The organism is Halomonas sp. TA22, assembly GCF_013009075.1.
Classification (GTDB): domain Bacteria; phylum Pseudomonadota; class Gammaproteobacteria; order Pseudomonadales; family Halomonadaceae; genus TA22.
Genome location: NZ_CP053108.1, coordinates 1017822 through 1036815 on the forward strand (window position 1 = coordinate 1017822; position 18994 = coordinate 1036815).

Below are 18994 nucleotides of genomic sequence, written 5' to 3' on the forward strand. Positions count from 1 at the left end.
ACATGGCATTTCCCACGCAGGTTCGCCTGGTCGAGGTCGGCCCCCGGGACGGGCTGCAGAACGAACCCAACCCGATCGGAACCAACACCAAGCTTGACCTGATCGAGCGCCTGGGTGCGGCCGGCCTCACCTACATCGAAGCGGCCAGCTTCGTCTCGCCCAAGTGGGTGCCGCAGATGGCCGATCACCGCGAGGTGATGACCGGCCTTAAGCGCCGCCAAGGCGTAACCTACGCGGCGCTGACCCCTAACCTCAAGGGGCTGGAAGCGGCTCTTGAGTGCGGCGTGGAGGAAGTGGCGGTATTCGGTGCTGCAAGCGAGGCCTTCTCGCAGAAGAACATCAACTGCTCGGTAGCGGAATCTCTTGACCGTTTTGCCCCGGTACTCGAGCGCGCCAGAGAGGCCAAGGTGCGCGTGCGGGGTTATGTTTCCTGCGTGCTCGGCTGCCCGTATGAGGGCGAGATCGCCCCGGCTAAAGTCGCCGAGGTTTCAAAAGCACTCTATGACATGGGCTGCTACGAGGTATCGCTTGGCGATACCATCGGCACCGGCACCCCGCTCGCCGCCAAACGCATGATCGACGCTGTGAGCCGCGACATCCCCATGGAGAAGCTCGCCGCCCACTTCCACGACACCTACGGCCAGGCGCTTGCCAACCTCTACGCCGTGCTGGAAGAAGGCATCGGCGTGGTGGACAGCTCCGTCGCCGGCCTCGGCGGCTGCCCCTACGCCAAAGGGGCATCGGGCAACGTCGCAAGTGAAGACGTTGTCTATCTGCTCAATGGTCTTGGCATCGAGACCGGCATCGACCTGAACAAGCTCGCCGACACCGGCACCTGGATCACCCAGGCCATCGGTCGGCCGAACCGCTCGAAGGTGGGGGTGGCGCTGGCGGCGAAGTAAGTGCGTGTGCTTGGCCTTGTTAAGACAATTGCGCCATAGTCGTACGGAGTTTCCGTACTCAATGGTGGAATTATGGATATCATCAGTGTCAACAAATTCAGAGACAACCTGAAAAGCATCGTAGAACACGTCATTAGCCGACACGAGCCCCTCAAGGTGACACATCGTGCCGGGGAGGCTTTCGTGATTATGAGTGCTGAGGACTGGGAAAGAGAGCAAGAAACCCTGCATGTTCTTCAGAACCGAGACCTGATGCAGCAGATTGCGGCCTCGCTCGATACTCATAACCGCGGCCAAGGATACACACCTGACGATGAGCAGATGAATGCGGTCACTGGTATTTGAGGGGGGTAGCTGGGAAGCCTATGAAAAGATGCACGAGAAAGACAAAAAACTGCACAAAGCCCTCTGCAAACTGCTGAAAGAGATGATCCGCTCTGAGGACCCTTCAACAGGCATCGGCAAGCCTGAGCCACTCAAGCACACCTTATCAGGCTTGTGGTCAAGGCGTATCTCTCAGAAGGACAGGCTCATTTACCGGTTCGACGACAAGTCCATTTATATTTTCGCGCTTGGGGGCACTACGATCAGCCCTGACGTTCACAACAATGGCATAGCTTTGCTGGTCCAAGCCCTATGGACTCAATTTATTGCGCTTGTGAGGTGTTAACTATGGGCGGAATGTCCCAAAGCTGCACCTCGATATAAAGTTCAAAATCACTTTCCCAATAGCGCTCGTAAGGAACCTCGGGTTCCTTTCCAAGAATACTGAACCGTGTAAAGAGCTCACTCACCTCGCTAAGCAGAAACACTTGATTGTAATAGGGCTTGTCATCACGGGTTAGCGCAATAAAGCTATCCGGGAAGGTCAAGGACGTCACTTCAGGGTCGAGCTGCGAGAGAGGAATCCTCAGCTCACTGTGGCTAGCATTCAAATCACGAAACCAGGGGGATTCCCCAAGCACCAGATAAAAGGGATGGTGGAGGCGCGGCTTACCCCCTCGCGCAATGAAGCGTTCACGCAGCCGGGCTTCAACCTTACGTCGGACCCCAATGTAATTCCTGCCATAGCGCCGTCGATAACCGGGATCACGCTGATGACGCGTCAGAAGATCAAGGAAGACGGGATCTTCAGAGCCGGCCGGAAGTTCGGAGAGGCTTCGAAATGGGCCAGCCTCGCGTAAATAGTAGTGGGTAGCGAATTTTGGAAGTTTCATCATGGTGTTGCCCAACGCCGCGCTCTGCGGCAAATTTGGAGCGTAGCGGAAAATTTGTCCGACAGTAGCGCCTTGTTATGAATTGGCAACACAGCCTCCAGGCTTTTGAACGCGCTTCGTTGAAGCCGGATATTTGCCAAGCAACTGAGCAGGACGGATAGCCCGGGGGACGAAATTACCACCGCAGTTTGGGCATTGGTTGTTCAATGCCTCGTCGGCACAAGAAGTGCAAAAGGTGCATTCGAACGTACAGATCACTGCCTCGGAGGATTCCGACGGTAGGTCTTTGTCGCAGCACTCACAGTTGGGCCTTAACTCAAGCATCGCACTCTCCGTACTGATTCATAATGATTAAGCTAAGAGATCGGCCTTAGCTGGTCCCAGCGAATTAAGTGAGCGATTCAAGCGCATTGTTAGAGGCTACTGCACCTAATGTCGCTTCCGTTGGGTCCGCCCCTTACTCGAGAAGCCAAACCTCGACGACGCCATATGCGATAGCGCATGGAACTTGCGACACCATCCTTATCGCCTCTTCGCCGGTTTCGGAGTGCCCTCGGAGAAGCTGTTCGGGTTCAAGCTATTATTGATGCCTGCTGCCCACCACTTGGCTACAAGCCCTCTACCCCACTCGAACACCGGGCGGAAGAAGCTTCGCTCATTGCTCAGAATGCAGCGCGTCTCTTCCACGTACCTGAGCGTCCTCCGACGGCAGGAAGTAGCCGTAGTATTTTCCGCCGAACTTCTCAACCAACGAATCCAGAGCTTCCCGTAGTGCTCTAATTACTTCAGCTTGAACGGATCGATGATGTTTAGAAGATGAACGTCGTATGGCGATTGTCAAACCTCTATCTGTACAGTATTCTGAACAGTACAACATCCCGTACAGGAGAAGCCAATGGATGCCATTAGCTACACAGCCGCTAGAACCAACCTAGCAAAAACCATGGAGCAGGTCTGTGAGGACCATTCTCCTGTCATCATCACCCGGAGCAAGTCGCAATCCGTGGTGATGATCTCGCTTGAAGACTATGAGGCATTGCAAGAGACCGCATATCTCCTACGCGCACCAAAGAATGCCCGTCGTTTGCTGGAGTCCGTTGCCGAGCTGGAGCAAGGCGGTGGTCAGGAAAAGGAACTTCTTGAATGAAACTCATCTTTTCCCAAAACGCTTGGGAAGACTATTTGCACTGGCAGAAAACCGATAAAAAGACCCTGAACCGAATCAACAAGCTGATCAACGAAACCAAGCGACAACCATTCGAGGGCGTCGGCAAACCGGAACCCCTCAAGCACAGCCTCGCTGGTTATTGGTCCCGGCGAATTAACGAAGAACACCGCATCGTTTACAAAGTCACGGATGACGCTTTGCTTATCGCTCAACTTCGGTACCACTACTGATATTGTTACGACGACCAGATATCCATCGATGACACGCCATAGGCAGTGGCGCGGCTGTATTCTCACTGATGCCCTGGACGAGCCGCTACTCTGCAGCGCCACGCTCAGGTAGGCCGTGTTATTGCGAATAGTCCTGAGAGCAGACATGATTCATGAAACTACAGTTTCAAGGCTCATCATGTCCAAGATATCCAAAGAGCGCTCTTTTCTCGCCCGCGTGCGCAGCGCGCTGCCGTCACTCCATCCTGCTGAGCGGCGCCTGGGCGAATTTGTGTGCGACTTTCCTGGTGAGCTGGCCAGCTATGACGCTCAGGAACTGGCCAAGTTTGCGAGCGTCTCCAAGGCCACCGTATCGCGCTTCGTTCGCCGCTTGGGCTATGAAAGCTACGAGGCTGCCCGCAAGCATGCCCGTGAAGAGCAAAGCACTGGCTCACGACTGTTCTTATCCTCTTCCGAGTTGAGCCAGGCCGAGCATTCGCTCGCCAGCAATCTTGATCAGAGCAAAGCGAATCTGGATCACACCTTTTCGTCCATTACTCAAGCGGAGGTGGACGAGGTGGCCAATGCCATCCTTGGCGCTCGCAAAACCTGGATCATTGGCTTTCGTGCCAGCCATCCGTTTGCCGATTACTTGCGCTGGCAGCTCACCCAGGTGGTTGAGGCGGTCGTTAGCCTGCCCGGTGGCGGCGAGACGCTTGGCGAGCATCTGGTCAATTTCAGTGAAGAGGACTGCGTCATCGTGTTCGGCTTGCGCCGTCGGATTGCGGCGACCGAGCAGATCCTGTCCCACGCCAAAGAGTGTCGCGCGCGCCTGCTCTATATCACTGATGAAGGCCTGGCGCCTGAACCGGTGTCCAACTGGCACTTCCGCTGCCATACCCTGGCAGCAGGCCCGCTTTTCAACCACACCGCAGTGATGGCGCTTTGCCATATGCTTGCCATGCGCACCATCGAGATGGCGGGCGATGCCTCGCGTACCCGCTTGCGCAAGATCGAAACCCTGAACGACAGGTTCCAGGAGCTGTAGCGCCATCAACACCGTATTGGTGCAACATTTCTCCCAGCCGCACCCCTAGCGTGCACTAGTCCCGGCTTGGTTTCTTTATGACACTCTCTTCAAAAAGCTCAATCTACTGTTTTCATTATGAAACTACAGTTTCTTATCGAGCATGGCATGAAACTTGGATCACCATAAACAAGATATGCCACATCACCTCTACTACATAATGCCTCCACACAGGAGAGAACCATGTTGAAGCGTACCGCCCTTGCCACCGTCATCTCGGCCACTCTGATGGCCTCTACCGTGCAAGCTGCCCCCTTCACCCTCAAGGTATTGGGCCAGCCCGCCGGTTCAGGCCTGATTGCACAACAGAAAGAGCAGCCCTTCTTCGAAGCGCTTGCGGAACACACCGAACTTGATGTTGCGGTCCAGTACATCCCTGTCGATGTGGCGGGCATTCCCGATACCGATGGCCTGCGTGTGTTGCGCTCCGGGCTCTTCGATATCGTTTCGCTGCGTGGCCCACAGGTCAGCCGGGACGAGCCCTCCATTCTCGGGCTGGACCTGATCGGCTTGAACACCAGCTTCGCCACAGGCCGCGAGAATGTTTCCGCCTTTTATGACTATGTGGACTCTCGCCTGCAGGAGCGCTTCAATGCCAAGCTCTTGGGCACATGGCCCGCAGGCCCTCAGGTGATTTTCTGCCGTCAGGAGATCGGCGGCCTGAGCGATCTGCAAGGCAAGCGCGTCCGGGTAGGCGATCAGAGTGCCGCCAACTTTGTCGGTGAGCTGGGCGCAACCGGGATTTCGATGCCGTTCGGCGATGTCCAGCAGGCGCTTTCGCGCGGCGTGGTCGACTGCGCCATTACCGGCCCTGCTTCGGCTAACTCAGGCGGCTGGCCCGAAGCCACCACCACGGTACTGCCCATTGCGCTACAGCTCGCCATCAACGGCTATGCCATCAATCTCGATACGTGGAACCGCCTCTCTAGTGAACAGCAGGAGCAGCTGGAAAGTGCCATCGCTAATCTGAGCGACGATATCTGGGAATACTCCGAAGCCCTTTATGAAGATGCCATGCGCTGCAACGCTGGCGAATCGCCCTGTGAATTCGGCACCTCCTATTCACTCACTGAAGCCCCCGTCTCCGACGAGGACTTAGCGAAAGTCACTGCCGCAGTGGAAGAGGTCTCCCTGCCGATATGGGCACGTCAATGCAATGCCGTTGCTGCCGATTGTGAAGCCGCCTGGCGCGAGACCGTTGGCCAGCAGCTGGGCCTGTAAACAGCGGGAGTCGATGATGAAGACCTACGCCCGCTTTCTTGGGACTCTGTTCGGCACGATGATGATCCTGCTCGCGCTGTTGATCACGGTGGAGACCATCATTCGCAAGGTCTTTTCACTGTCGCTCGGCGGCGTTGACGAGCTGGGTGGCTATGCCATCGCTATCGCAGCGCCGCTGGCGTTCTGCGTCGCCATGGTCGAGCAGTCGCATATCCGCATCAACCTGCTCCATATGCGTCTACCCAGCCCCGTTCAGGCTGTGCTCAATGCCATGGCAGCCCTCTCGTTGGGGCTGCTGGCGATCTACTTGCTCTACTTCACCGTGCAGACCGTGCTGGATACGCACATGTACCGCTCCATCGCTCAAACCCCCTGGGCCACACCGCTGATCTATCCGCAGTCGGTCTGGCTGGTGGCGATGTCCGCCTTTGCCCTGGCGGCTTTCATCCTTTCCGTCAAAGCGCTGCTGTTGCTGGTGAAGCGCGACTGGAAGGCCCTCAACCGGCAGTTCGGACCCAGCTCGACCCAGGATGAGCTGGAAATGGAACTGGCTGATCTGGAAAAACGCGACGGAGGCCAGCCATGAGCATTCCACTGATTGGAGCCGCATTTCTGGTCATGCTAGGGCTGATGCTGCTTGGCCTGCCCGTGGCGGTGGCGATTCTCTTTGTCGGCGTACTGGGCGGTTACCTGATGTACGGCGCCCCGCTGGTCGATATGATGGGTGGCGTCATCTGGAGTAGCCTGAATAGCCCCTCCATGCTTGCCATACCGCTCTTCATGCTGCTGGGCGAGCTGCTGCTTCGCGGCGGCATTGCCGATCGCATGTACGCCGCGCTTTCGGTGTGGTTCAACAAGCTGCCCGGCGGCCTGCTGCATACCAATATCGCCACCTGCACGCTGTTCTCTGCCACTTCGGGTTCTTCGGTCGCCACCGCTGCCACAGTGGGCACCATTGCATTGCCGGCGCTGCAAAAGTACCGCTATCCGGTGCGTCCTTCGCTCGGCTCGTTGGCCGCCGGCGGCACGCTGGGGATTTTGATTCCACCCAGCATCAATCTGCTGGTCTATGGGCAACTGGCCAACACTTCGGTCAGCCAGCTGTTTGCGGCAGGACTGGTGCCAGGTATCACCCTCGCCCTGCTCTTCTCCGTTTACCTGTTTATTGCCCACGGCAAGGCGGGAAGGGAAGCGATGGTCGAGGTGAACCTGCCGCTTAAGGAAAAGCTGGCCATGTCCAAGCACCTCTTACCACCGATGGTCATTTTCGGCGTGGTGATGGGCAGTATCTATGGTGGACTGGCGACACCTACCGAATCCGCCGCCATAGGCGTGGTCATTGCCCTGGCCTTCATCGTTTTCGGCGGGAAGCTGAGTACCGATCTGTTGATCCACTGCTCGCTGCACGCGGCCAAGACCACAGGCATGGTGATCATCGTACTGATGTGTGCCCTGCTGCTTAACGTGACCATTTCCATGCTGGGGGTGACCCAGGCACTGACCCAGTGGGTCGCTTCCTTTGGCCTCACGCATGTCGGCCTGCTTCTGCTATTGCTGGTCTTCTACGTGATCCTGGGCACCTTCATGGATGCCATGTCGATGCTGGTTCTGACAGTGCCGATCACTGTACCCATGGTCATGGCCGTGGGCGTGGACCCCATCTGGTTCGGCATCTTCATCGTGCTGATGTGCGAGATCGCGCTGATTACCCCCCCGGTGGGCATGAACCTGTTCGTGGTGCAAGGGGTGCGCAAGGATGGCGGCAGCTTCAACGATGTGATCTGGGGCTCCATGCCGTTCGTGATCATCATGGCGCTGTTCACTCTCGCGATCATGGTCTGGCCCGGGATCGTCATGTGGCTACCCGACCTGCTGGCGGGACGCTGATGAACGACACCGACAAGAAACGCCAAGCCGCCATCACCCAACGCTTCCTGGCGATCAACCCCAATACCAACGACAACGTGACAGGCCGCATACGCGAAGTGCTGCAGGCCTTGGCTCCACCGGGCGTCGTCATTGATACGCTCAACCCCAGGGAAGGCCCCTACGCGGTGGAAAGCGAACGGGACAAGCGCTGTGCCACACGGCATGTGCTTGCGTTGATCGAGGAGCAGATGAACGAAGGCTACGATGGCTACATCCTCGCCTGCTTCGATGATATCGCCATTGCCGAGGCTCGCACGTTGACGCAGAGGCCGGTGATCAGCCTGGCGGAAGCAGGTATCCGCTACGCCCATGCCACTGGCGGGCCCTTCTCGGTGATCACCACCTTCGAGGAAGCCGTGGCAACGATTGCCGCCTTGTGTGAAGCCTATGGTATGAACGCGCGCTGCACGGTAAGGGCCACCGGCATTGGCGTGACCGACACCGCCGCACAAACCGATCTGGCAGAGGCCCGTCTTCACGGGTTGGTTGAGCGAGCCATCGCGGAGCGCGCCACCGCCATCGTGCTCGGATCCGGCGCCTTCGCCGGAAGGGCCGCTCCCCTCAAAGCGCGCTATGGAATCGACGTCATGGATGGTTTCTCGCAGGCGCTGCACTACGTTATATGTCACGCCAAAGCCAGACGCTGCGCCTAGGCCTGGCCTGAAATCAACTGGCCGGAGATAGCTCCGGCCAGTTTCGGCTTCTGTAAGCCGGCCCTACAGCGACTGTACTGAACTCCATACGCCAGGTTTCCTATCTTCCCCCGGTCACATCCAGCAGCGCACCGGTCGAGTAGGAGGCATCCTCGGAGAGCAGCCAGAGGATGGCGCGGGCGACCTCCTCGGCCTGGCCACCGCGCTGCATGGGTACGGAACCCTTGAGGCGATCGACCCGACCGGGCTCGCCGCCGCTGGCATGTATCTCGGTATAGATCACCCCCGGGCGCACGGCGTTGACACGTATGCCCTGCGTCGCGACCTCCTTGGCCAGGCCAATGGTGAACGAATCGATGGCGCCCTTGGCGGCGGCGTAGTCGACGTACTCGTCGGGCGCGCCGAGGCGGGAGGCGATGGAGGAGACATTGACGATCGCCCCGCCCTGGCCACCGTGCTGCGTCGACATGCGCCGAATCGCCTCGCGGGCACAGAGGAAGCTGCCGATCACGTTGGTCGTCAGCACCCGGCTCAGGCGTGCGGCATCCATCTGCTCGACGCGCATCTGCCCTTCCAGGATGCCAGCGTTGTTGACCAGCGCCGTGACCGGGCCGAGCTTCTCGTCGGCCTGCTCAAATAGGCGCACCACATCGGCCTCTGAACCGACATTGCCTCCCACGGCAATCGCTTCGCCGCCGCCGCGGGTGATCTCATCGACCACGGCAAGGGCGGCTGCTTCGTTGTGGCGGTAGTTGATGCATACGGCGTAGCCGCTGGCGGCGCCCAGCCGGGCAGTGGCCGCGCCGATGCCTCGGCTGCCGCCGGTGATCACCAGGACGTTTTTCATACGATTTCCCCCGCTATTGTATTGTGCATTTAGCGCTCGATGCGCCCTGCCATGTCCCGCAACAAACGAGCTTGCGCTAGCCCAGGATAAAGATCACGCAGGCGGCAGTGAGTGCTCCCATGATCACGTTGAAAATTCGCCAGGCTCGCGGGGTGTTGAGCCAGTGCCCGATTCCCACGCCGAAGCCTGCCCATAGGGCGATGCAAGGCAAGGCGACAAGCTCGGCGAAGGCCGCCAATATCAGCGCGTTGACCAGGGTGTCGCCGCCCTGGGGCAGAAAGCCCGCCATCAGCGCCAGCCCCATGACCCACGCCTTGGGGTTGGCAAACTGGAAGCCTGCCGCCTGCCAGAAGCTGAGCGGTCGCCCCTCGCCCCTTAAGCGCAGGTCGGGCGGTGGAGCGGTGGCGATCTTCCAGGCCAGGAACAGCAGGTAGGCGCTACCGACCAGACGCAGGATCATCTGTACCGCAGGATAGCGTTCGAACACCAGGCCAAGCCCGAGTGCAATGCCGGCGAAGAGCAGAAAGCAGCCGCCCAGGATGCCGAATATGTGAGGCAGGGTGCGCAGGAAGCCGTAATTGGCCCCCGACGCGGTGAGCATGACGTTATTGGGCCCGGGGGTGATGGTCATCGAGATCATGTAGAGGGCCGCAGGCCCGAGAAACGCCAAAGCTTCCATTATTGAATCCATACAATTAGGCAATTTGATTGGATAGCGCACACAATTGTCAGCATAATTAGCCCATACTTTTAGTCAAAGGTTTTATTGTCACCATGACAATTTGGATACCCCACCTTTCCGAGCATGGCGCACGCTATCGCGGTATCGCCGATGCTATCGCCGAGGCGGTTCGCCAAGGCGAGCTCGTGCCCGGCCAGAAGCTGCCTCCGCAGCGGCAGCTGGCCGACGGGCTGGACGTCACGGTAGGCACGGTGACCCGCGCCTATGCCGAAGCGGAGCGCCAGGGCTGGGTAGTGGCGCGAGTCGGCAGCGGCACATACGTGCGCGGCGAGGAAACCTCCGCGCACGTCTCCTTCCTCGCTAACCGCGCTGGCGGTCACGCCGAGACCATCGATCTCAGCCTGAGCCTGCCGCCACCGCACCCGCTGCGCGCCGAACTTCTGGGCCGAGTGCTTGCCGACATCGCCCAGGACGTCGACATGCTTAAGCGCGCCGTGGAGTACCAGTCGGAGCGCGGCGTTCCCGCCCACCGCGAAGCCTTGGCCGCCTGGATGACTGGCCTGGGCATGCCCACCCAGGGCGAATCGCTGCTGGTCACCCAAGGCGGACAGCACGGCATCAGCCTGGCGCTGCAGACATTGACCCGGCCCGGCGAGCGCATCGCCGCCGACGTGCTTACCTACCCCGGACTGATCGGCGCCGCGCGCCAGGCGCACTTGAAGGTGCTGGGCGTGCCGATGGACGAACACGGCATGGATATGGTGGCACTGGCTCGCCTCTGCGCGCAGCAGCCGCCGCGCCTGGTCTATGTCACGCCGGACCAGAACAACCCCACCGGCACTCTGCTGAGCGAAACCCGACGCGAGCAACTGGCGGCCCTGGCGCGGCGCCATGACTTCTGGATCGTGGAGGATGGCGTGCAGTACCTGCCGGAAGCGGAGCGTGGCACGCTGCTCTACCGGCTCGCGCCGGAGCGGACACTGTTCATCTTCAGCACGGCCAAGGTACTGGCCGGCGGGCTGCGTATCGGCGCCCTTGCCGCCCCGCCCGAGCCGCGCGAGCGAATCGGCGCTGCCCTGCGCGCCCAGAGCTGGATGGTGCCGCCGCTGATGGTGGAAGCGGTGTGTCGTTGGGTGGCAAGCGAGGAAAGCCGCACGCTGCTCGACTGGCAGACCAAGGAGCTGGGCGCCCGGCAGCGCCTGGCACGGGAGAGGCTGGCCAGGTATACCCTCGGTGGGCGATCCCATGGCGCCAATCTGTGGCTGCCCCTGCCTGAAGGGCAACGCAGTGCGATGATGGTGGAAGCCCTCGCCAGTCGCGACGTGCTGGTGACCAGTGCCGAACCCTTCTGCGTTGGCAGCGAGCCGGCGCCCCAGGCGCTGCGGCTGTGCCTCAGCGCCGCTGCCTCGCGCGAGGCGCTGTCTCGCGCGCTCGATACGCTGGTGGAGTTGCTCGCCGAGCCGCCGATCGCCCCATGGCGGACGCTGTAGCGTGGCTCACTGTGTTTTCGGCCTACCCCTCACCAGCGGGCCGTGCCACGGCAAGGCAAGATGCCCGCTTGCCGTGGTTCGCCAGAACGGTGAATTCCTCGAGCTCCAGGCCGGCAGCATGGATCTGCGCCTTGAAAGCGTCCTCGTAGGTCACGCGGCCGAAGTCGATGCTCGTCAGCCGCTTCAGCAGCGGCTTGAGCCTCTCCATCCAGCGGTCAGGCTGCGTTTGGACCGTCTGCGTGAAATAGAGGCGCCCACCCGGGCGCAACAGTGCCAGACAATGTCGCAGCGCCCGCTCAGGCTCGGGCAGGAGCATGAAACTCGCCGAGAAATACACGGCGTCGTAAGACCCGCCTCGATGATCGTAGACGGACTCGAGACGCGCCTCGGCACAATCGGCTAGCCGAGACGCCTGGAGCCTTCGCCTGGCACGCTCGATGTAATCGGCGTCGATATCGATGCCGGTGATGCCCAGGCGCTTGTGCCTGACCGTATCGGCATTGGCCAGCAGCGCGCCGGCGGTGCCGATACCGACATCCAGCAGCGCGGCACCCTCGGGCACGCGCCTCAGTACCTCGGCGTACCAGCGGGTGGTGAGCCTGAGAATGAGGGTGTCGTAAATGAAGCTTCGCATCGTACGCTCCGATAGGGGTGGGGCTTCGCAACAACCGGATAAATAACATGGACCTGCCGACATTACCCAGCTCTTTGCTTGGCTCATTTGCTGGCCACTGCTAGGTTGAGTAGGCGAGCTCACGCTCGTCATAACTCAAAGGAGGAGAACTCATGGCAGAGTACAACGGAAGTCAGCACGGGCGGGATGTGATCGACATCCTCACCACCGACCATCAGGAGATGCTGGAGCTGATCACCCAGATCGAGCGCGCAACCGACCCCGCCCAGCGCAGGGAGCTAGCCGATACGGTGATTGCCGAGATCATGCGCCACTCCGTCGCCGAGGAGATGTATGTCTACCCAGTGATGGAAAAGCACATTCCCAATGGCGCCGATGAGGTGGAGCACGACAAGGAGGAGCACGACGAGATCGTGCAGGTAATGAAGAAGCTGGAGGATGCCGATGCGTCCGATGCGGTATTCATGGAGTATGTGCAGGAGCTGAAGCAGCAACTGGATCACCATGCGAACGATGAGGAGTCCGACCAGTTTCCGAAGCTGCGTACGCACATCTCTGCCGACGATCTTGTCGACATGGGCGAGAAGGTCGAGAACGCCAAGAAGCTGGCACCGACGCGGCCGCACCCCAGCGCACCGCACTCCGAACTCTTCCACAAGAGCGTCGGGGCTGGCGTGGGCATGATCGACCGGCTTCGCGACAAGCTCTCCGGGCGCAGCACCGGCTAGCGCGAGAGTTAAACGTCAAGCCTGGGCAAGTCAGGTAAGGCACATGATGACCGGCAAGCGCCAAGCTGCGCTTGCCGGCTTGACAAGACCCGGCTAGGAGGACGCCTTGATCAAGGGCGGCGCCCACTACTCCAAGGCCGATGTCTTCACCCCCTGGACCCGTCAGAATGTCCTGCTGATCACGGGGCAGAACCCACCCTCCTCCGAGCCGACTGCCACGCTGCTGCTGGAGGCGCCGGGTAAGTAGACCTATGCATATGTGTCATCGGCCTGTACCAGCTCGGTGACCCTTGCTGCCTCAATTTCACCAGGCCAAAACCCAGCGCGCTTGCCCATACAACGCTAGCGTCAGAACTCGCTCCACTCCTCGGTTGCTGCCGTTTTACGCGGGCGCGAGCTGGACGGCGTCGAGATAAGCTTGGAGAGCGGCTCCTCCAGGGCGCTCTGCTGCTCCTTGTGTTCGCCTCGGGTGACAACGTGGACCTGGTGCGAGTGCGGCGCCTGGTCGTCGACGCGGAAGGTGGCGATCAATGCAGCCAGGCGTTTAGCCTGCTCCTCCAGTGAGGCCGCAGCGGCGCTGGTCTGCTGCACCAGGGAGGCGTTCTGCTGGGTCACTGAATCCATCTCGGTCAGGGCGGTATTGATCTGCTCGATGCCGCTGTTCTGCTCCAACGTGGCGGTGGAGATCTCGCCCATCAAGGCGCTGACCTGGCGGATCGAGTCGACGGTTTCGTCAATCGTCTGACCACTTCGCTCGGCCTGCTCGGCACCGCTGTCGATCTGGCTGGTGGTCGCTTCGATCAGTCCGCGGATCTGCTTGGCCGATTCCGCGCTGCGGCTGGCCAGGGAACGCACTTCGCTTGCCACTACGGCAAAACCGCGCCCCTGCTCCCCTGCCCGCGCCGCTTCGACCGAGGCGTTGAGTGCCAGGATGTTGGTCTGGAAGGCGATGGAGTCGATCACGCCGATGATGTCATTGATACGACGTGCGCTGTCGGCGATCTCGCGCATCAGCTTGACGGTCCGCTCGACCTCCTGTCCGCCGGCCTCGGCGGTTTGCGAGGCCGAGGCCGAGAGCCGGGCGGCCTCGATAGCCGTGTCGGTATTCTTGCTCACGGTGGCGGCCATCTGCTCCATGCTGGAGGCGGTTTGCTGCAGAGCGGAGGCTTGCTGTTCGGTTCGCGAGAAGAGGTCCTGGCTGCCTGAGGCGATTTCACCAGCGCCGAGGAACACACTGTCGCTGCTGTCGCGCAGTGAGATCACCAACGTCCTGAGCTTCTCCTGCATGCGCCAGAGTGCTGCGTAGAGCTGGCCAATCTCGTTGCGACCATGCTCTTCGATACGGGCGGTCAGATCGCCTTCGGCGATGCGCTCGAAGTGTGCTACCGCACTGCGTAACGGCGTCACCACCACGCGTATCATCACCAGGCGAATGAGCAGTGCGGCGATCAGCGCTGCAATCAATAGGCCGGTGGCGATGGCCGCTACGCTGCGCCCAAGGCTGTCGACCTGAGCGATGGCGGCATCCCCCCGCTGTTCGCTATAGGTGATGAATGCAATCATGGCTTGATCCAGCTGTGCGCCCAGTTCGGCCAGGCGATCCTGGCTGCGCTGCACTTGGAACGGCGCGGCATCCAGAAGCGGTACCAGGCCTTCGGTCGCGAACGCCTGGTACGCCTCGGTGATGGCCGCGATGTACGGGGCGCGGGGATCGTCCGGTTCGATGGCGACCTGCTGAAATTCGCTAAAGCGCTGCTGCGCCATATTCATGGCCTCGGTCGCCATCTGCTGATTCTCAAGGCCCTTGTCGGGGTTGCCCATGGTGCTGTAGCTGGCGAAGCGATCCAGGAAGGTCTGCCCGCGAAGCACGTTGACCTGGGTACGGTTGGCCAGATTGGAGAGCTTGACGTTGGTTTCGGTAAGTTCGCGCAAGGCCGCTTCACTTGCCGAATTGGAGTAGAACCCCAACCCACTGATCAACCCGATCACCAACACCAGCGCTGCCAACGCCGCCGTCAGGCTCCACTTTATGGAGATATGCTTCATCGAACCACTCCCATGCGATAACTCCCCCAGAATGGAGGCTCTCCAGTACGCATCGGCGGCTGACTTTAAGAGTTGAGCAGAATGAACAGAATTGCGACTAATGGATAATATGGCTTGCCCAAAGATTTCTAATACCTGATACGAGATATTATCGTTTGCCGCCCCTCTCCGCCTGAAATAGATTGGCCAATCCCGACGCCGTGCACCGATGGCCTTCGAACCCATGAGATCACCCTATTGGAGACTGCCTTGCCGCCCCAGGACGACATGCTGCTCAACAAGACGGGATCGACTTATGTGGTCTTGGTGCCGGCCCGGCGCTTGGGCATCGTGATGCTGGCCAACAAGCGTTATCCCAACGAGGCGCGGGTACACGCCGCCCATGAAATCCTGACGGCTCTGGAGGAGTAAGAAGCCGTGCGTTGAGCAGGCGATGACAACGATAAGCCCTCCTACGTCGAGGGCTGCTCGGTTAGACTATAAGGTTTCACGATTCTAAGAGATACCGACACATGGCTGCCGCGCTCGAACAACGTACCTTGAAGCTCTCCATCACGACGACGCTGCTGGTATCGGCCCTTGGGGTGACGTTTGGTCTGTTGGCGGGCTCACGCTCGATTCTCTTCGATGGCGTCTTTTCCACGATCGATGCGGCGATGTCAGGCTTGGCACTACTGGTGGTGCGGCTCGCGGTGCGCGAAGCTAGCCAGCGCTTCCAGCATGGATTCTGGCATCTGGAGCCAATGGTGGCGGCGTTGAACGGCAGCATTCTAATTCTGCTGTGTTTCTATGCGTTCTTGAATGCCGTGCAGGGGTTGATGGAGGGAGGACGCGAGCTCGCCTTCGGTCTGGCCATCGTCTATGCCGTGGTGGTGACCTGCGCCTGCTTCGCCATGTACGCCTATGAGAGAAGTGTCGTTCAGCGAGTGGATTCGGAGCTGTTGCGAATCGATATGCAGGGCTGGCTGATGGCCGGTCTGATCACCGCGGCACTGCTAGCAGCCTTCGTCATCGCCATGGTGTTGGAGCAAACGGCATATGCTCACCTTACCGCCTACGTGGACTCGCTACTGCTGGCGATCATTACCCTTTGCTTCATGCCGGTACCGGTCGGCATCGTACGTCGCGCCCTGGGCGAGATATTCCTGATCGCTCCCAGCGCCCTGGATCGCGAGGTACACGCCGCCATGGTGCCGGTGATGGAGCGCGATGGTCTTTTGGAGTACCACAGCTACGTGGCCAAGAGCGGACGCGGCCACTTTATCGAGATCCATATCGTCACCACCCCCATCTTTGCCGCCGACAAGGGGATAAAAGTGCTCGACGAGATTCGTGAAGAGATCAGCGCTGGACTCACGATCCCCCACGAGCGGCGCTGGTTCACGGTATCGTTCACGGCCAATCCGCGTTGGCTGTAGCGGCCGATGCGCCGGGTGCCTTACCCGGCCTGCATCATCAGGCGTTCTCTCAGGTCGCACATTTCGTCACCAAGATAATCGCTATTGAATTCCGCTTCCTGAAACAGGCGATCCGTGTCCATTACTTCAACGTAATAGCGATGCTTCTTCACAATATTTTCCCGCTCAAGTGCCATCAATGATCTATTGACATGCACGGTACTCACTCCAAGAATTTCGCCGAGCATCTGTTGCGAAATAGGCAGATAAAAGCGTCTGATATCCGTCTCCTTGACACGGTTCAATCGAGAGTACATCTCGACGAAAAAGTGTGCGATCCTGGATCTCGCGCTACGATTGACGGTAATCAGCATACGCTCGGTGAGTATCGACTCCTGCCTGGCGATGGCGGCAATCAAGGCAACCGCAAGCGGCGTCGAGGTATTGATGATGTCCAGAATATTCTGGAGCGGGAACGGACAAACCGTACCCTTGGTGATCATTCTTGCCTCCGCCATGTGCTTGGCAAAGGTCAGGTCGCGCAGCCCAACGATGTCTCCAGGAATAAGGACATCGACGATCTGGCGAACCCCATCGAGGTTGTCACGATAGGTGCAAGCCCAGCCGCTTTTCAGGGTATACAGATTGTGGATTCTTGCATTGGCGGACCAAAGCAATTCCTTTTCAGAGGCATCGTAGGGCGATTTTTCGAGTGCCAGCAAGGCCTTCTTATCTGCTTCGCCCAGGGGAAAATAGCGACCCAGATTCGTCAGGATGCAACTCTCTTCACGATCCATTTAAATGCCTCAAACAGGCTCATCTAAAGCACTGCGCCAATAAGCGACAAAGCCGGCCAATTACCTCTTCATAGAAAGAGGCAAATATAAAGCAGCATACTATTGTGGAAAAATGCTAGGTTTTCTTTTTTCTGAATTATGAGAAACCGCCACCAAAAAAAGATCGCCTTTCATCTTTCTCCAAGTATCATTCATGACGTTTTAGCTTCTTCCAATATTCGCAATGTCACAAAAATATCACTTGCCAAGCAACAACAAAAACAACCTATGTTAATGAATAAGCTTATTTTTTAAGCAATAACAGGAAAATAACCGCCCAACCATGCGGTTTAGGCCGGTAGCGAACTTACCTCCGAGGCCTCCATAAGGAGCTAGTATTCATACTACAGCGGCATTGCCGCGAAATAATTAAAGACAGTATCTTGAGCAAGAATTGCAATCTAACTTCAGCATAAACCATAATAATTGCAGCAAAATACATAGCCAACCTTTATTCATTGACCAATATCACCTTTACCATACAACAAAAATAACGCAGAGACGTTTATCCATTTCAATCAGATAAACGCCTCTAGTTGCAGTAGCGTTCACATCAGGGATTAGCGACCTTTTCAATCGCTTGTATTTGCAGATAGCTCATCGAACCAGAAACGCAGCGAATAGTTATCCAATAAGGCAGGCATAGGCTGGCTTTCGTGTAAAGGAGCGGGAGGTGGCTGACGCACTTCATGACCTTCCACCAGCCTGGCCAACATATGACTGGTCAGCATCAGCACCAGATGACGCCCTGGACAAATACCAGGCCCGCCGCTGAAGGGCATCAGCGGCCACTGCTCCGGTCCCTGTGCATCTTCCCACAGTTCCGATGCAAAGCGATTGGCATAGGAGAGCCGCCTGTCGTCACGGTGGAAATAGGGAGCGAAGATCAAGATGGAGGTATTGGCCGGCATTTCCCCCGCCTGCCACTCGGTCGGCTCGGTATTCTCGCGCAGGATCATCGGTGTCGTGGGCCAGAGTCGAAGCGACTCGAGCACCGCGGCGCGCAAGCTTCTCAGCTCGGAATGCGGATTCTCCTTAAGCTCCCCTATCTCGGTGCGAGCCTGCTTGGCAAAGTCATGATGGGAAGCGAACAGCGCCAGGGCACGAAAGGTCGCCATCCCGGCCGGGTCGAAGGCAAACAACCACTGTGGCACTTGGTTGGCCGGCTCGGTCTTGTCGTTCTTGGAAATATTCGCCATGGCTGCCGCCAGGCTACCCGGCTCGGCACGGTCGAGATGCTGTCGAAGGCGCTCGAGAAACTGCTCGCTCAGCTGCGTGCGCTTGGGCTTGAGGAAACCCCAGTTGCCATCACTTCGCAGCGCGGCAAGCATCTCGGTCAACTCATGGTCGTCGCGCGCCGAATCCCCTAGTACCACCCGGCGTACCACCCGGTACCAGGCAACGATGAACATGTCCCAATCCAGCTCGCCTCCGTTGCGCTGTACTTGCCCGAGAAGCGCGCTTGTCTCCTCCTCGACCACCGGTAGGAGACTATCGGCCATATGATGTATGGGGCAGCCGTTATCCAGCGCCTTCTCATTGAAGCGGCGGCGCTCCTCGCGTTCGCTGCCATGCGAGATCAGCGCCACCTTGGGTTCGAAATGCCTCAGTGCACTGCGCTTGGCATATTCGGCGGTGGCAAACGGCTCGGGCGTCTCTTCGAGTATCCGCTGGACATCGTCGGGATCCAGCACGATCGCCATGGAACGTATCGGCGTACGCAGCAGCAGCGGTCCGGCGCCATATTTGTCGTGGAGCTTTTGCAGACGGCGCACGGCGCGTCGATCCAGCCCCATGCGCGCCGCCATTCCCACCACGGCGGGTCGGCGAATGATCGCCCCCTTGGCGAGGGTGGGTATGAGCACCTCATTGAATATTGCCGTCGTCTCGGCAAGAGTCGCTTTTGGCAGTGAGCCATGGCTGGCTGTCTTGAACATCTAACTCTCCT

Annotated in this window: 21 protein-coding genes and 2 pseudogenes; 15 read left to right on the forward strand and 8 right to left on the reverse strand. The window is 59.0% G+C overall.

Translation table 11 applies throughout. The features are described 5' to 3' along the window. Positions 1-2 precede the first annotated feature (2 nt). The 3 genes and pseudogenes from HJD22_RS04745 to HJD22_RS04755 all read left to right on the forward strand — a co-directional run. Positions 3-902, forward strand: a complete 900-nt coding sequence (locus tag HJD22_RS04745) for a hydroxymethylglutaryl-CoA lyase (protein WP_208654381.1) — start codon at positions 3-5, stop codon at positions 900-902. A gap of 72 nt (positions 903-974) precedes the next feature. Beyond that, positions 975-1247 (forward strand): type II toxin-antitoxin system Phd/YefM family antitoxin, encoded by a 273-nt coding sequence (locus HJD22_RS04750; protein ID WP_208654382.1) that lies wholly within the window; start codon positions 975-977, stop codon positions 1245-1247. Next, positions 1228-1482, forward strand: a pseudogene (locus HJD22_RS04755) (Txe/YoeB family addiction module toxin); the annotation flags it as partial. The gene HJD22_RS04750 and the pseudogene HJD22_RS04755, both read left to right, overlap by 20 nt. A 67-nt stretch (positions 1483-1549) precedes the next feature. On the opposite strand, the gene HJD22_RS04760 reads toward HJD22_RS04755, so the two are convergent. Both HJD22_RS04760 and HJD22_RS04765 read right to left on the reverse strand, forming a co-directional pair. After that, positions 1550-2122 (reverse strand): hypothetical protein, encoded by a 573-nt coding sequence (locus HJD22_RS04760; protein ID WP_208654383.1) that lies wholly within the window; start codon positions 2120-2122, stop codon positions 1550-1552. Between the two features lie 72 nt (positions 2123-2194). Then, on the reverse strand, positions 2195-2443 hold the full coding sequence (locus tag HJD22_RS04765; RefSeq protein ID WP_208654384.1) for a DUF1272 domain-containing protein: 249 nt from the start codon (positions 2441-2443) through the stop codon (positions 2195-2197). 571 nt (positions 2444-3014) lie between these two features. Here HJD22_RS04765 and HJD22_RS04770 point away from each other — a divergent pair. The 7 genes from HJD22_RS04770 (at position 3015) to HJD22_RS04800 (ending at position 8386) form a co-directional block, all read left to right on the forward strand. Continuing rightward, entirely contained in the window at positions 3015-3266 is a 252-nt protein-coding gene (locus HJD22_RS04770; protein WP_012137510.1) for a type II toxin-antitoxin system Phd/YefM family antitoxin, read from the forward strand. After that, a complete protein-coding gene (locus HJD22_RS04775) occupies positions 3263-3517 on the forward strand; it encodes a Txe/YoeB family addiction module toxin (protein WP_208654385.1) in 255 nt (84 codons plus the stop codon). The genes HJD22_RS04770 and HJD22_RS04775 overlap by 4 nt, the downstream gene beginning before the upstream one ends. A 145-nt stretch (positions 3518-3662) precedes the next feature. Then, on the forward strand, positions 3663-4544 hold the full coding sequence (locus HJD22_RS04780) for a MurR/RpiR family transcriptional regulator (protein WP_254280829.1): 882 nt from the start codon (positions 3663-3665) through the stop codon (positions 4542-4544). Positions 4545-4766: 222 nt separating this feature from the next. Continuing rightward, complete coding sequence (locus HJD22_RS04785) at positions 4767-5804, forward strand: TRAP transporter substrate-binding protein (RefSeq protein WP_208654386.1); 1038 nt, start codon at positions 4767-4769, stop codon at positions 5802-5804. Positions 5805-5817: 13 nt separating this feature from the next. Beyond that, complete coding sequence (locus HJD22_RS04790) at positions 5818-6390, forward strand: TRAP transporter small permease subunit (RefSeq protein ID WP_248730106.1); 573 nt, start codon at positions 5818-5820, stop codon at positions 6388-6390. Continuing rightward, on the forward strand, positions 6387-7691 hold the full coding sequence (locus tag HJD22_RS04795) for a TRAP transporter large permease (RefSeq protein WP_208654388.1): 1305 nt from the start codon (positions 6387-6389) through the stop codon (positions 7689-7691). Before HJD22_RS04790 ends, HJD22_RS04795 begins: the two co-directional genes overlap by 4 nt. Continuing rightward, complete coding sequence (locus HJD22_RS04800; protein ID WP_248730107.1) at positions 7661-8386, forward strand: aspartate/glutamate racemase family protein; 726 nt, start codon at positions 7661-7663, stop codon at positions 8384-8386. The genes HJD22_RS04795 and HJD22_RS04800 overlap by 31 nt, the downstream gene beginning before the upstream one ends. A gap of 100 nt (positions 8387-8486) precedes the next feature. On the opposite strand, the gene HJD22_RS04805 is transcribed toward HJD22_RS04800, so the two are convergent. Then, complete coding sequence (locus tag HJD22_RS04805; protein WP_208654389.1) at positions 8487-9233, reverse strand: SDR family oxidoreductase; 747 nt, start codon at positions 9231-9233, stop codon at positions 8487-8489. A gap of 76 nt (positions 9234-9309) precedes the next feature. Beyond that, a complete protein-coding gene (locus HJD22_RS04810) occupies positions 9310-9912 on the reverse strand; it encodes a LysE family translocator (protein WP_208654390.1) in 603 nt (200 codons plus the stop codon). 95 nt (positions 9913-10007) lie between these two features. Here HJD22_RS04810 and HJD22_RS04815 point away from each other — a divergent pair, with 95 nt between their 5' ends. Then, a complete protein-coding gene (locus HJD22_RS04815; protein WP_208654391.1) occupies positions 10008-11405 on the forward strand; it encodes a PLP-dependent aminotransferase family protein in 1398 nt (465 codons plus the stop codon). A 22-nt stretch (positions 11406-11427) separates the two neighbouring features. Here the strand turns inward: HJD22_RS04815 and HJD22_RS04820 are convergent, their stop codons facing one another. After that, entirely contained in the window at positions 11428-12039 is a 612-nt protein-coding gene (locus HJD22_RS04820) for a bifunctional 2-polyprenyl-6-hydroxyphenol methylase/3-demethylubiquinol 3-O-methyltransferase UbiG (RefSeq protein WP_208654392.1), read from the reverse strand. A 152-nt stretch (positions 12040-12191) separates the two neighbouring features. Here HJD22_RS04820 and HJD22_RS04825 point away from each other — a divergent pair, with 152 nt between their 5' ends. Next, a complete protein-coding gene (locus HJD22_RS04825) occupies positions 12192-12767 on the forward strand; it encodes a hemerythrin domain-containing protein (RefSeq protein ID WP_208654393.1) in 576 nt (191 codons plus the stop codon). A 106-nt stretch (positions 12768-12873) separates the two neighbouring features. Further along, positions 12874-13014: a hypothetical protein gene (locus HJD22_RS04830; protein WP_208654394.1), complete on the forward strand. Its 141-nt coding sequence runs from the start codon at positions 12874-12876 to the stop codon at positions 13012-13014. A gap of 101 nt (positions 13015-13115) precedes the next feature. On the opposite strand, the gene HJD22_RS04835 is transcribed toward HJD22_RS04830, so the two are convergent. Next, on the reverse strand, positions 13116-14813 hold the full coding sequence (locus HJD22_RS04835; protein WP_208654395.1) for a methyl-accepting chemotaxis protein: 1698 nt from the start codon (positions 14811-14813) through the stop codon (positions 13116-13118). Between the two features lie 267 nt (positions 14814-15080). Here HJD22_RS04835 and HJD22_RS04840 point away from each other — a divergent pair. Both HJD22_RS04840 and HJD22_RS04845 read left to right on the forward strand, forming a co-directional pair. Continuing rightward, positions 15081-15224 (forward strand): annotated as a pseudogene (locus HJD22_RS04840) (class C beta-lactamase); the annotation flags it as partial. Between the two features lie 101 nt (positions 15225-15325). Beyond that, positions 15326-16231, forward strand: coding sequence for a cation diffusion facilitator family transporter (locus HJD22_RS04845; protein ID WP_208654397.1), 906 nt, complete (start codon positions 15326-15328; stop codon positions 16229-16231). 20 nt (positions 16232-16251) lie between these two features. Here the strand turns inward: HJD22_RS04845 and HJD22_RS04850 are convergent, their stop codons facing one another. Together HJD22_RS04850 and HJD22_RS04855 are read right to left on the reverse strand one after the other, a co-directional pair. Further along, positions 16252-17007 (reverse strand): Crp/Fnr family transcriptional regulator, encoded by a 756-nt coding sequence (locus tag HJD22_RS04850; protein WP_208654398.1) that lies wholly within the window; start codon positions 17005-17007, stop codon positions 16252-16254. Positions 17008-17618: 611 nt separating this feature from the next. Beyond that, positions 17619-18983: a cytochrome P450 gene (locus tag HJD22_RS04855; protein WP_208654399.1), complete on the reverse strand. Its 1365-nt coding sequence runs from the start codon at positions 18981-18983 to the stop codon at positions 17619-17621. Between the last annotated feature and the right edge of the window lie 11 nt (positions 18984-18994).